The sequence below is a fragment of the Streptomyces sp. SID5643 genome (assembly GCF_009872555.1).
GTDB classification, from domain to species: domain Bacteria; phylum Actinomycetota; class Actinomycetes; order Streptomycetales; family Streptomycetaceae; genus Streptomyces; species Streptomyces iakyrus.
This window is the reverse complement of sequence record NZ_WWIC01000052.1, coordinates 56425-69058: the sequence shown is the minus strand read 5'-3', so window position 1 is coordinate 69058 and position 12634 is coordinate 56425. Positions and strand designations below refer to the sequence as shown.

Here is a 12634-nt window from a genome sequence, read left to right as displayed (position 1 = left end):
GGGGGAACGGCGCGGGCGGTCCGGGTCGTGGGACCCGGACCGCCCGCTGCCTTTCGGGATCAGTGCTTGCCGATCGGGTCGCCCTCCACGTCCGGGCCGCGGCCCGGGCCGACGCGGAACTCGAACTCGCCGTCGTACTTCTTGTGTCCCTCCATGACGGCCATCTCGACGGCCTCGGAGCCCATCTGCTCACGCACGATCACCGGGTCGCGGCGAAGGTCGCGCATCAGGGCGACGCACATGAAGATCATCACGATGACGAACGGTGCCGCCGCGAGGATCGTGAGGTTCTGCAGACCGGTCAGGGCGTCGCCCTGCCCGCTGCCGACGAGCAGCATGATCGCGGCCACGGCACCGGTGACCACGCCCCAGAAGACCACCACGAAGCGGCCGGGTTCGAGGGCGCCCTTCTGCGACAGGGTGCCCATGACGATCGAGGCCGCGTCGGCGCCCGAGACGAAGAAGATGCCGACCAGGATCATCACGAGCAGGCTCGTGACCGTGGCGATGGGGAACTGCTGGAGCACGCCGAAGAGCTGGCCCTCCGGGGTCGCCTCCTTGCCGAGCTGCCCGTCCTCCTGCATCTTCATCGCCGAACCGCCGAAGATCGCGAACCAGATCAGGCTGACCGTGCTGGGCACGAGGATGACACCGCCGACGAACTGGCGGATCGTGCGGCCCCGGCTGATGCGGGCGATGAACATGCCGACGAACGGCGTCCAGGAGATCCACCACGCCCAGTAGAAGACCGTCCAGCTGCCCAGCCAGTCGGCGACGCCCTCGCCACCGCTCGCCTCGGTCCGGCCGGCCAGCTGGGGCAGGTCGCCGAGGTAGGCGAAGACGGAGGTGGGCAGCAGGTCCAGGACGATGATGGTCGGGCCCGCCACGAAGACGAACAGGGCGAGCACCAGCGCCAGCACCATGTTGGTGTTGGACAGCCACTGGATGCCCTTCTCCACACCGGAGATCGCGGACGCGACGAAGGCCAGGGTCAGCACCGCGATGATCGTGACGAGCAGCCCGGTGCTCACCTTGTCCATCCACTTCAGCTCCTGCACACCGGAGCCGATCTGGAGCGCGCCGAGTCCCAGGGAGGCGGCGGAGCCGAAGACGGTCGCGATGATCGCGAGGACGTCGATGGCCCGGCCGATGCCGCCGTTGGCGTTCTTCTTGCCGATCAGCGGGGTGAACACGGCGCTGATGGTCTGCCGGCGGCGCCTGCGGAAGGTGCTGTAGGCGATGGCGAGGCCCACCACGGCGTAGATCGCCCAGGGATGGAGCGTCCAGTGGAACAGGGTGGTGGCCATGGCCGTCTCCATGCGATCGCCGGAGTCGGCCGGGTTGCTGCCCGGCGGGGGCGTGCCGTAGTGCGACAGCGGCTCGCTCACGCCGTAGAACATCAGGCCGATGCCCATGCCCGCGCTGAACATCATCGCGACCCAGGACACCGTGCGGAACTCGGGTTCCTCACCCTCCGCGCCGAGGTGGATCCGGCCGTAACGGCTGATCGCGAGCCAGAGGGCGAAGACCACGAAGCCGGAGGCGGCGAGCATGAACGCCCAGCCGCCGTTGTGCATCAGGCCGCTGAGCATGCTGGTGGAGACGTCTTCGAGCGAGTCGGTCGCCGCGGCGCCCCAGACCACGAAGGCGAGGGTGAGCACCGCCGTGACGCCGAAGACGATGCGGTCGGTCTGCGGCCGGTCCTGACCGGGCAGACCCGCTTCCGACCCCGGCAGCGCGACTCCGTCCGGGGAGCCCTTGTCGCTTGGTCGTTCTTGCGTCACAGGCGGCACCTTTCATCTGGGAAAGCAGGGGAGGACCCAGGCCCTCCGTAACGCTGCTACCACGTGTGGCGGAATTTCACCCCTCTCAGCATGCGGTTTCGGATGAACCTCCGGTCAGGTGGTACTCGGCCCGGTCGTCGAGCAGCAGCGGCACGAGCGCCCGCAGGGGCTGGCGCAGGGGGACGAGCACCCCTGCCCGGTCCTTGCGCACGCGCACGCCGTGCAGGGCGAGTTCGTCGCCGACCTCGGCGTACTGGGCGGCGGTGAGCCGGTAGCCGCAGGGTGGATTCTGGATGATTTCGGCCGGTTCGGGCGGGTCGTTGTCGGCGCCGCCGACGTAGACCGGCCCGGTGGCGGTGTAGCCGGCGAGCCGGGCCCCCGTCGTCGCCGTCTCGATCGCGGTGCGGCGCTGGCCGGTGTATCCGAACAGGCCCTTGAGGGCATCGAGCTGGGAGGCGACCCGGCGTCGGTTGTTCAGGGCCTCGTCCGCCTTCTCCGCCTCGGTGAGCGGGTCCACGCGGCTTTCGATGAGCAGGCCGACAGAGTGCTTCACACCGGACATGTTGCGCAGAATGCGCTCCTGTCCGTCGCCGGCGACCTGCCGGACCGGCTCACCGGTCTCCGGGTCGGTCCAGATGCCGTAGGTGCCGGTCGAGTGTCCGGCCCGGCCGGCCGCGGGCCGGACGTACGCCTCGGACAGGGCCCTGGCCTCGTCGTGGACCGCCGCGTGGGTGTTGAGGTTGCGCGGCCACAGGTCGAAGAGGTCCTTGTCGTAGTACGGCGGGGTGGCGCCGTACTCGTGCAGGTCGTAGACGACGTCGGGACGCTGGTCGCGGATGAGGGCGGCCAGGGCGCGCCCCTCGGCCGTCTTCAGGGCGAGGTGGTCGCGGTTGATGTCGACGCCGTCGGCGTTGCCCCGCGTGTTGGCGGCCCTGCCGTCCGGGTTGGCGGTGGGCACGACCAGGACCGTGGTGCGGTCGAGGAAGCGCCGGGTGCGGCTGTCCCGGGCGTGGGTGAGGTCGCGGACGGTGGTCAGGCAGGCCTCGCGGCCGGAGGGTTCGTCGCCGTGCTGGCTGCACACGAGCAGCACCTTGCTCTGGCTCGGGCGGGTGCCGATGCGCAGCAGCTGGAGCGGGCGGTCCTGCTTCGTCGTGCCGAAGCGGGTCAGGGAGACGCGGCCACTGGAGCGGTCGACCGCCTTGAGGAAGTCCTGCTCCTCCGACTGCGTGGTCCAGCGGGCGCCGTTCGACTGTTCGAAGCCGGTGCGCGGCCAGGAGTCCGGGGCCGCCTGGGCCGGTGCGGCGATCAGGGAGGCCGTGAGGGCGGCCGCGGTCAGGGCGAGGGCGCCGGCGCGGGTCACCGGGTCTCCCCCGGGACGCGCTGCGTGGTGCGCGGCTCCCGTACGCCGTCCAGGATCGTGGCGTCGGGGGTGGCGAACGCGGTCCCCGCGGCGGCGCGGGCGAAGGCGGTGGTGCCGCCGACGAACGGGACGCGCGCCGAGGTGCGGGACAGGTCCAGCGTGAGCTTCGGCCGGTCGGCGGGCGGGTCGATGAGATCCTTGTCCGTGCCCGCGACGATCAGCGCCAGGCGGTGGCCCTTCGGGACGACGTGGTCGGTGGCCGCCAGGTCGAGCGTGATCGTGTACCGCTTGCCCGGGGTGAGCGGGGAGCCCTTGTGGTCGGAGGCGTGGTTGCCGAGGTCCGCCCAGCCGCGGCTGACGACGGTGTAGTCGACGTCGGCGGTCTTGGCCTTCGTCTCCTTGAAGCAGGGGCTGTCGCCGGTGGTGCCCGCGCCCCAGCAGGTGCGGTCGGTGAGGGTGGTGATGCCTTCGCCGGCGTCGGCGTAGTCGCGGATGGCGGCCGGGCCGATGTCCACGAGGACGGCGGAGAGATGAGCCGTCGGGGTGGAGGGGGTCGCGGTGACGGTGACCTCGGAGGAACCGGACAGGCGCAGGTCACGGGTGAGCGGCCCGGTGACGAAGCCGGCCTTCTCCGGTGTCGGCCGGTCGATCCGGGCGGCCCAGTCGGTCTCGCTCAGCTCCGGGTCGTCGGTGAAGCTCTCGGTGCCGTGGCCGCGCCGCAGGCCGAGGGTGCCGACGCCGGCCTGGGAGCCACGGTCGGGGCGCAGGGTGGCGGCCCGGGTGCCGCTCGGCGGCCAGACGCGTGAGGTGTCCCACCGGTCGGGCGCGCGTTCGATGTCGGCCATGGGCTCGCGGTCGATGCCGTTGTCCATGCCCATGAGTTCGTGGTCGAACCAGCGGTGCAGCGTCGTGACCCAGGCGCCGCGCCGGAAGTCGAAGGGGTCGACGTGCCCGGTCTGGGACAGCCAGATCTTGCGCTCGACACCGTTCTTCGCGAGGGCGTCCCACCATTGGCCGACGTGCTTCATGCGGACGTTGAGGTCCTGCATGCCGTGCACCAGGAAGACGCTCGCCTTGACCTTGCGCGCGGCCTTCACGTAGTCGCGCTCGGTCCACAGCGGGGTCCGGTCGCCGGTGCGCGGGGCGCCGTCGGTGAGCTTCTGCTGGACGGCTGCGCACTTGGCACGGGCGTCGGGGCTGTTGACGTAGTCCGACAGCCACGCGGGGCCGGAGTCGTAGAGGGGGGCGCCCTGCTGGAAGTAGTAGTCGTACCAGGAGGAGATGGCGCTGATGGGGACGATGGTCTTCAGGCCCTCGACGCCGGTGGCGGCCACGCCGTTGGCGATGGTGCCGTCCCAGCTCTTGCCGATCATGCCGGTGCGGCCGTTGGTCCAGCCGGCCTGTGCGCGGGTGGCGCCGGTGCGGCTCGTGTAGGCCTTGGCGCGGCCGTTCAGCCAGTCGACGACGGCCTTGGCGGACTGGACGTCGGAGCGGCCGCCGACGTCGACGCAGCCGTCGGAGCGATTGGTTCCGGCCAGGTCGACGCCGACGAAGGCGTAGCCGCGCGGGACGAAGTAGTTGTCGTAGTACAGCGGCATCTGTGCGACACGGCCCTGCGCGTCGTACGTCTTCTTCTGGCTCTCGTTGCCGCGCCCGCAGCAGGAGTAGTACGGGCTGGCGTCCATGATGACGGGGATCCTGCGGCCCTGCCGGGCGGCTTCGCGGGGGCGGACGATGTCGACGGCGACCCGGTCGGTCTTTCCGTCGCGGTCTCCGTCGAGCCCGGTGTCCACCCAGACGGCCTCGCGGATGGCGTTCGCGTAGGAGTAGACGGGTTCACTGCCGCTGGGTGCGGCCGGTGCGGCCTGTACGGCCGCCGGGGTGATCAGAGTGGCCAAGAGGGCGGCCGTGGCCGCCGTCGCGAGCGGTCTCCAGGTCGTGAAGCGCGTGCGTTTCGGCATGCGCCGGACGGTACATCGGTGAACTGCCGTGCAGAAGAGGGCAGCTGACGGACCGGCGTGTCCCGGGGGGCCTTCGGGGCGGGCGTCTCATGTCGGCCGAATGGCGATCGTGTGACAGCTGGGGCCATGGACATGATCAGGGGCACAGGGAGTCAATAGGCTCCGGACAGATCCCGGACAAGATCCCGGGCAGTCCCTGAAAGACCGCGGCACCCTACGACTTGGAGCCTTGCGTGCACCGCAGAATCATCGCGCCGGGAGCCCTGGCAGCGACCGTTCTCCTGCTGGCGATCCCGGCATCGGCCGCGCCCCACTCCCCCGGCGCGCCGGGCATCGGCGACCCCTACTACCCGGACCACGGCAACGGCGGCTACGACGTCTCCCACTACGACCTCCGGCTGAAGTACCAGCCGGCCACGGACGAACTGGAGGGCACGGCGACCCTCGTGGCCCGCGCCACGCAGGACCTGTCGAGCTTCAACCTGGACTTCCTGCTGGACGTCGGCGAGGTGCGCGTCAACGGAGCGAAAGCCTCGTTCCGGACCTCGGGCGAGCAGGAGCTGGAGATCACGCCGAAGACCCCGCCGGCCGAGGGCGCGCCCGTCACGGTCGTCGTGCGCTACCGCGGGGTGCCGTCGTCGAAGCGGGCCCACGGCTTCACGAGCTGGCACCGCACCCCGGACGGGGGTGTCGCGGCGAACGAGCCCGAGGCTGCCGCCTGGTGGTTCCCGAGCAACGACCATCCGCTCGACAAGGCGACCTACGACGTGTCCGTGCTCGTCCCGGACGGCACCCAGGCCATCTCCAACGGCACGCTCCAGTCGACGAGTTCGAAGCTCGGCTGGACCCGCTGGAACTGGCGGTCCGACAAGCCGCAGGCCACGTACCTCGCGACGCTGGCGGTCGGGAAGTTCGACATCACGACCGGCACGACCGAGGGCGGCATACCGGTCCTCAACGCCTACAGCAAGGATCTCGGCGCCCACGCCGGGGCGGCACGGGCGAGCCTGGAACGGACCGGGGAGATCGCGGACTGGCTCGCCGGGTACTTCGGGCCGTACCCGTACAACGCGCTCGGCGGGTACGTGCCGAACACGAACACCGGGTACGCCCTGGAGACCCAGACCCGGCCGTTCTACAGCCCGCGGCAGTTCGCAGGCGGGTCCAACGTGTCCGTCGTCGTCCATGAGCTGGCCCACCAGTGGTACGGCGACGAGGTGTCGCTCAAGCGCTGGAAGGACATCTGGATCAACGAGGGCTTCGCGCGGTACGCGCAGTGGCTGTGGTCCGAACACGAGGGCGAGGGCACGGCGCAGGAACTCGCCGACTACGTGTACGCCTCCCATCCGGCCGACGACCCGTTCTGGACGGTGAAGCCCGGAGACCCCGGCCCGGAGAACCAGTTCGACATCGCGGTCTACGACCGTGGCGCGCTGGCCGTCCAGGCCCTGCGCAACAAGATCGGCGACGAGGCCTTCTTCACGATCCTCAAGGGCTGGCCGGCGAAGTACGCCCACGGCAACGCGTCGGTGGCGGACTTCCAGCGGTACGCGGAGGAGGTGTCGGGCAAGCCGCTGGCCGCGCTGTTCGACACGTGGCTGTTCCAGCCCTCGAAGCCGGGGGTGCCGGCGGCCCGGGCCGCGGCGGTGGCCAAGGGGGCGAAGGGCGCGAAGGGCGTGTCCCAGCCCAGGTCGTGGAAGCGGATCGCTGCGACGAACGGGGTGCACGGGCACGGGGAGCACGAGCGGAGGCACTGACCGGCCAGGGCCGGCAGGGGCCTTCGAGCGCGTCCGGCGGACCCGTGGTCCAGGGCCGCCGGGCGGTGCGGGCCACTGCCGCCGGCAGCCGTTCGCCCGGCGGCGGTGATCACGCCGCCGGGTCGGCGGCACCTGGGCGCCATGGGTGCTCGATCGCGCGCTCGGGCGCGCCTGCCGGCGGTCCTCGAACTACGGTGGGTCCGGGTGCCGGGCGCTTGGGTCCGGCGGCGTTGTCGGGCCGACCTGGGAGCCGGACGTGCGGAACGTGGCGATCGTCGAGGCACCGTCCGTGCTCGGGCTGCGCCCCACCGGTGTCGAGGAGCTGCCCGGGGCGCTCCTGGGGGCCGGGCTGGCCGAGGGGCTCGGGGCGGCGCGCGCGGGCCGGGTCGATCCGCCGCCTTACGAACCCGAGCGGGACCGGGAGACGGGGCTCCTCAACCCGGGCGGCATCGCCGCGTACTCCGGCGCGCTGGCCGACGCGGTGGGCGGCGTCCTCGCCCGGGGCCGGTTCCCCGTCGTGCTCGGCGGGGACTGCAGCGTCCTGCTCGGCCCCCTGCTCGCGCTGCGCCGCAGCGACCGGCACGGCCTGCTCTTCCTGGACGGGCACAGCGACTTCTACCAGCCGTCGGCGGAGCCGGCCGGTGAGGTGGCCTCCATGGAGCTCGCCCTGGCCACCGGGCGCGGCCCGCGCGTGCTGGCCGACCTGGAGGGCCGGGGCCCGCTCGTGCGGGACGAGGACGTCGTCGCCCTGGGGTTCCGGGACGCGGAGGAGTCCGCGTCGTACGGGATGCAGCCGCTGCCGCCCGCGCTGCACGCGATGGGGCTGGACACCGTGCGCGCCCTGGGGGCGGCCGAGGCGGCCCGGCGCGCGGTCGGGCTGCTGACCGGCGGCGGCGCGGACGCCGGGTACTGGGTCCATCTCGACGTCGACGTGCTGGACGACGCCGTCATGCCCGCCGTCGACTACCGGCAGCCGGACGGGCTGACCTGGCAGGAGCTGGAGACCGTCCTGCGCACGGCCCTGACCGGCGGCGGTGCCGTCGGCCTCACCGTCGCGATCTTCAACCCCCGTCTGGACCACGACGGCACCATCGCCCAGCGCCTCGCCGGCTGTCTGGTACGGGCCTTCGACAGCCAGGGCTGAGCCGGCGGCCCGTACCGCTCCCTCACCACCCGCTACTTCGCCAGCCGCGACAGTTCCTCGTCCGCTGTCCGGGACACCCGGCGGCGAACGCCGAACCAGCCCGTGACCAGCATGGCCGCGATCAGCGGGATGAGCAGCAGGGTCTTGCGGCCGACCTCGGGGTCGTTCCACATCATGCCGAGGCAGGCCAGCAGGAAGACGATCGTGGTGATCTCCGTGACCGGGCTGAGCGGGAGGCGGAAGGACGGGCGGGTGACCTCGCCGACCTCGGCGCGGCGGACGAAGACCAGGTGGCAGACCATGATGATGACCCAGGTGCTGATGATGCCGAGGGAGGCGACGTTCAGCACGATCTCGAAGGCCTGGGCCGGCACGAGGAAGTTCAGGCCGACGCCGAGCACGCACACCGCGCAGGTCAGCAGGATGCCGCCGTAGGGGACCTGGCTGCGGTTCATGCGCGCGGTGAACTTCGGGGCGGAGCCCGCCATCGCCATGGAGCGCAGGATGCGGCCCGTGGAGTACAGGCCGGAGTTGAGGGAGGACATGGCGGCCGTGAGGACCACCAGGTTCATCACGTCGCCCGCGGCCGGGACGCCGATCTTCGACAGCACCGTGACGAAGGGACTCTGGTCGGCCGAGTAGACCGAGCCCGGCAGCAGCAGGGCCAGCAGGACGACCGAGCCGACGTAGAAGAGGCCCACCCGCCACATGATCGAGTTCACCGCGCGCGGGACGACCTTCTCCGGCTCGGCGGTCTCGCCCGCGGCGACGCCGACCAGCTCCAGCGCGGCGTACGCGAAGATCACGCCCTGCATGACGAGGACGACCGGCATCATGCCGTGCGGGAAGACGCCGCCGTTGTCGGTGATGACGCTCAGGCCCGGGGTCTGCCCGCCCACCTCGTGCTGCGTGGCGAGCAGGAAGATGCCGATGAGCATGAAGCCGACGAGCGTGGCGACCTTGATGATCGAGAACCAGAACTCCATCTCGCCGAAGATCTTCACCGAGATCAGGTTCACCGCCAGAACGACCGCGAGGGCGACCAGCGCGAGCACCCACTGCGGGATATCGGTGAACAGGCTCCAGTAGTGCGTGTAGAGCGCGATCGCGGTGATGTCGGCGATGCCGGTGGTCGACCAGTTGAGGAAGTACATCCAGCCGGCGACGTACGCGCCCTTCTCGCCGAGGAACTCGCGCGCGTACGACACGAAAGAGCCCGAGGACGGGCGGTAGAGCACGAGCTCACCGAGGGCCCGGACCACGAAGAAGGCGAAGACGCCGCAGACCAGGTAGGCGATCGCCAGCGCCGGGCCGGCGTTGTGGAGGCGGCCGCCCGCACCCAGGAAGAGCCCGGTGCCGATCGCGCCTCCGATGGCGATCATGTTGACGTGGCGGGCCTTGAGGTCCTTGCTGTAACCGGCGTCGCCCGCGTCCGCGGGCACCTGCGCCGCGTCACGGGGGATTGCGGCTGCTGCCGTGTTCACGGCGTCCTTGCTCACGGTGGATCCACTCTCTGGTGCGCCCGAGCGGGTCGCGCTCGGCTTCCGGACGTACAGAAGGTCTGCGCCCTCGGTAAAGGCACAGACCAGGGGGCCACCTTCCCCCACGCTGCGCGACTCACGCGGTGGCATACGTCACAGAGCGCTCCTTCTCACACGGTGGTCACCTGAGGCGCCGGAGGTTTCACAGCACTGGTGAGACAGCGATACTGCTGCACATGACGACCGACACCGAGGAGCCGACCCTCACGATCGACGAGCTGGCCGCCCGGGCCGGTGTCACGGTGCGCACGGTCCGCTTCTACGGCACGAAGGGGCTGCTGCCCCCGCCGGTGCTCGGTCCGCGGCGCGTGGGCCACTACGGGCGTGGGCATCTGGCGCGGCTGGCGCTGATCGAGGAGTTGCGGCAGCAGGGTATGACGCTGGCCGGCATCGAGCGCTACCTGCGGCAGCTGCCGCCGGACCTGAGCGCGCACGACCTCGCCATCCACCGGGCCGTGGTGGCCTCCTGGGCGCCGGAGAGCGTCGAGACGGTCACCCGGGCGGAGCTGGAGCGGCGGGCCGGAGGGCCGCTGGGCGACGAGGACGTCGAGCGGCTCGTCGCGATGGGCGTGCTCCGGCCCGCGGACGGCGGGTTCGAGGCCGACCTCGGTCTGCTCCGGCTGGGCGCCGGGCTGCTGGACGTGCCGCTCTCGCAGGAGGCGATCATCGCGGCGCGCAAGGTGCTCGTCGAGCACGCGCGCGCCGCGGCCCGGGAGCTGTCCCAGCTCTTCCGCGGTGAGGTGGCGGAGCGTGACGCCCGGGACGTGCGGTCCCTGTCGGCGCACATGCACCCGGTGGTGGTGCAGGCGCTCCTCACCGCGTTCCAGCGGTCGCTGAAGGAAGAGCTGGGCGAATGGCTCACCGGGCCGTCGGACTCCGGCGGGTCAGCCGCGGGGTGAGTCGCTGAACCGCTCCCCCTTCTCCGCCTTCTCCACCAGCAGCGCGGGCGGGGCGAAGCGCTCCCCGTACTGCTCGGCGAGTTCCCGCGCGCGGGCCACGAAGCCGGGCAGGCCGCCCTCGTAGCCGTTGATGTACTGGAGCACGCCGCCGGTCCAGCCCGGGAAGCCGATGCCGAAGACAGAACCGATGTTGGCGTCGGCGACGGAGGTCAGCACGCCCTCCTCCAGCAGCCGGACGGTGTCCAGCGCCTCGGAGAACAGCATGCGTTCCTGCATGTCCCGGAACGGGATGCGGTGGCCGGGCCTGGTGTAGTGCTCGCGCAGTCCGGGCCAGAGGCCGGTGCGCTTGCCGTCGTCGCCGTAGTCGTAGAAGCCGGCGCCGCCGCTGCGGCCGGTGCGGCCGAACTCGTCGACCATGCGGTCGATGACGGCCTCGGCCGGGTGGGCCGTCCAGGTGCCGCCCGCCTCCTCGACCGCGCGCTTGGACTCGGCCCGGATCTTGCGGGGCAGGGTGAGCGTCAGTTCGTCCATCAGGGACAGCACCTTGGCCGGGTAGCCGGCCTGGGCGGCGGCCTGCTCGACCGAGGCGGGCTCGATGCCCTCGCCGACCATGGCGACGCCCTCGTTGATGAAGTGGCCGATGACGCGGGAGGTGAAGAAGCCGCGGGAGTCGTTGACGACGATCGGCGTCTTGTTGATCTGCCGGACCAGGTCGAAGGCGCGGGCCAGGGCCTCCTCGCCCGTGCGCTCGCCCTTGATGATCTCGACGAGCGGCATCTTGTCGACGGGCGAGAAGAAGTGCAGGCCGATGAAGTCGCCCTGGCGCTCGACGCCTTCGGCGAGGGCGGTGATGGGCAGGGTTGAGGTGTTGGAGCACAGCAGCGCGTCGGCCTCCACGACGTGCTGGATCTCCTGGAACACCTTGTGCTTGAGGGAGGTGTCCTCGAAGACGGCCTCGATGACGGCGTCGCAGCCGGCCAGGTCCTGGACCTCGGCGGTGGCGGTGATGCGGGCGAGCAGCGCGTCGGCCTTGTCCTGAGTCGTACGGCCCTTCGCCACGGCCTTGGCGCACAGCTTCTCGGAGTAGCCCTTGCCCTTGAGGGCCGCCTCCAGGGAGACGTCCTTCAGGACGACGTCGATGCCGGCACGGGCGCAGGAGTAGGCGATGCCGGCGCCCATCATGCCGGCGCCGAGGACGGCGACCTTGCGGACCTGGCGCCGTTCGACGCCCTGGGGGCGGTTCGCGCCGGAGTTGACGGCCTGGAGGTCGAAGAAGAACGCCTGGATCATGTTCTTCGAGGTCTGCCCGGCCGCGAGGTCCACGAAGTAGCGGGCCTCGATGACCTGCGCGGTCTCGAAGTCGACCTGGGAGCCCTCGACGGCGGCGGCGAGGATGTTGCGCGGGGCCGGGTAGGGGGCGCCGTTCGTCTGCTTGCGCAGGTTGGCGGGAAAGGCGGGCAGGTTCGCGGCGAACTTGGGGTTGGCCGGTGTGCCGCCCGGGATGCGGTAGCCCGGCCTGTCCCAGGGCTGCTGGGACTCGGGGTTGGCGTCGATGAAGGCGCGGGCCTTGGCGAGCATGTCCTCGGGGCTGTCGGCCACCTCGTCGACGAGGCCGTTCTCCTGCGCGCGGCGCGGGTTGTACTGGGTGCCCTGGAGGAGCACCTTCAGCAGCGCGTCGGCGATGCCGAGCAGGCGGACGGTGCGGACGACGCCGCCCCCGCCGGGGAGCAGGCCGAGGGTGACCTCGGGGCAGCCGATCTTGGAGCCGGGCGCGTCGAGGGCGACGCGGTGGTGGCAGGCCAGGGCGATCTCGTAACCGCCGCCGAGGGCCGCGCCGTTGAGGGCGGCGACGACGGGCTTGCCGAGGGTCTCGATGCGGCGCAGGTTCCGCTTGATGGCCATGCCGCCGTCGAACAGCTCCTGGGCCGTCTCGGGCGTGACGCGGATGAGGTCGCGCAGGTCGCCGCCGGCGAAGAAGGTCTTCTTCGCCGAGGTGATGATGACGCCCCGGACGGAGTCCTTCTCGGCCTCCAGGCGGTCGGTGACGGCGGCGAGGGAGTCGCGGAACGCCTGGTTCATGGTGTTCGCGGACTGGTTCGGGTCGTCGATGACCAGGGTGACGAGGCCGGTGCGGTCCTGTTCCCAGCGGATGGTGGTGGATTCAGTGCTCATGTGGAGGTGCTCCGTG

At 71.3% G+C, this 12634-nt stretch carries 8 protein-coding genes; 3 read left to right on the top strand and 5 right to left on the bottom strand.

Annotated features, from left to right (window positions below; all coding sequences use genetic code 11):
- Window positions 1-59 precede the first annotated feature (59 nt).
- From GTY56_RS06225 to GTY56_RS06215, 3 genes are all read right to left on the bottom strand, one after another.
- Window positions 60-1784: a BCCT family transporter gene (locus GTY56_RS06225; protein ID WP_161363280.1), complete on the bottom strand. Its 1725-nt coding sequence runs from the start codon at window positions 1782-1784 to the stop codon at window positions 60-62.
- Between the two features lie 85 nt (window positions 1785-1869).
- On the bottom strand, window positions 1870-3144 hold the full coding sequence (locus tag GTY56_RS06220) for a M14 family zinc carboxypeptidase (protein WP_161363278.1): 1275 nt from the start codon (window positions 3142-3144) through the stop codon (window positions 1870-1872).
- Window positions 3141-5105, bottom strand: a complete 1965-nt coding sequence (locus GTY56_RS06215) for a Xaa-Pro dipeptidyl-peptidase (protein ID WP_161363276.1) — start codon at window positions 5103-5105, stop codon at window positions 3141-3143. Before GTY56_RS06215 ends, GTY56_RS06220 begins: the two co-directional genes overlap by 4 nt.
- A gap of 233 nt (window positions 5106-5338) precedes the next feature.
- On the opposite strand from GTY56_RS06215, the gene GTY56_RS06210 reads away from it, so the two are divergent.
- Complete coding sequence (locus GTY56_RS06210) at window positions 5339-6862, top strand: M1 family aminopeptidase (RefSeq protein ID WP_161363274.1); 1524 nt, start codon at window positions 5339-5341, stop codon at window positions 6860-6862.
- A 256-nt stretch (window positions 6863-7118) separates the two neighbouring features.
- On the top strand, window positions 7119-8006 hold the full coding sequence (locus GTY56_RS06205) for an arginase family protein (RefSeq protein WP_161363272.1): 888 nt from the start codon (window positions 7119-7121) through the stop codon (window positions 8004-8006).
- A gap of 32 nt (window positions 8007-8038) precedes the next feature.
- Here the strand turns inward: GTY56_RS06205 and GTY56_RS06200 are convergent, their stop codons facing one another.
- Window positions 8039-9505 (bottom strand): amino acid permease, encoded by a 1467-nt coding sequence (locus GTY56_RS06200; protein ID WP_161363270.1) that lies wholly within the window; start codon window positions 9503-9505, stop codon window positions 8039-8041.
- 218 nt (window positions 9506-9723) lie between these two features.
- Between GTY56_RS06200 and GTY56_RS06195 the strand changes: the two genes are divergently transcribed.
- Complete coding sequence (locus GTY56_RS06195) at window positions 9724-10446, top strand: MerR family transcriptional regulator (protein ID WP_161363268.1); 723 nt, start codon at window positions 9724-9726, stop codon at window positions 10444-10446.
- Here the strand turns inward: GTY56_RS06195 and GTY56_RS06190 are convergent.
- Window positions 10432-12618: a 3-hydroxyacyl-CoA dehydrogenase NAD-binding domain-containing protein gene (locus GTY56_RS06190; protein ID WP_161363267.1), complete on the bottom strand. Its 2187-nt coding sequence runs from the start codon at window positions 12616-12618 to the stop codon at window positions 10432-10434. The two genes, GTY56_RS06195 and GTY56_RS06190, sit on opposite strands and share 15 nt — an antisense overlap.
- Window positions 12619-12634: the final 16 nt, after the last annotated feature.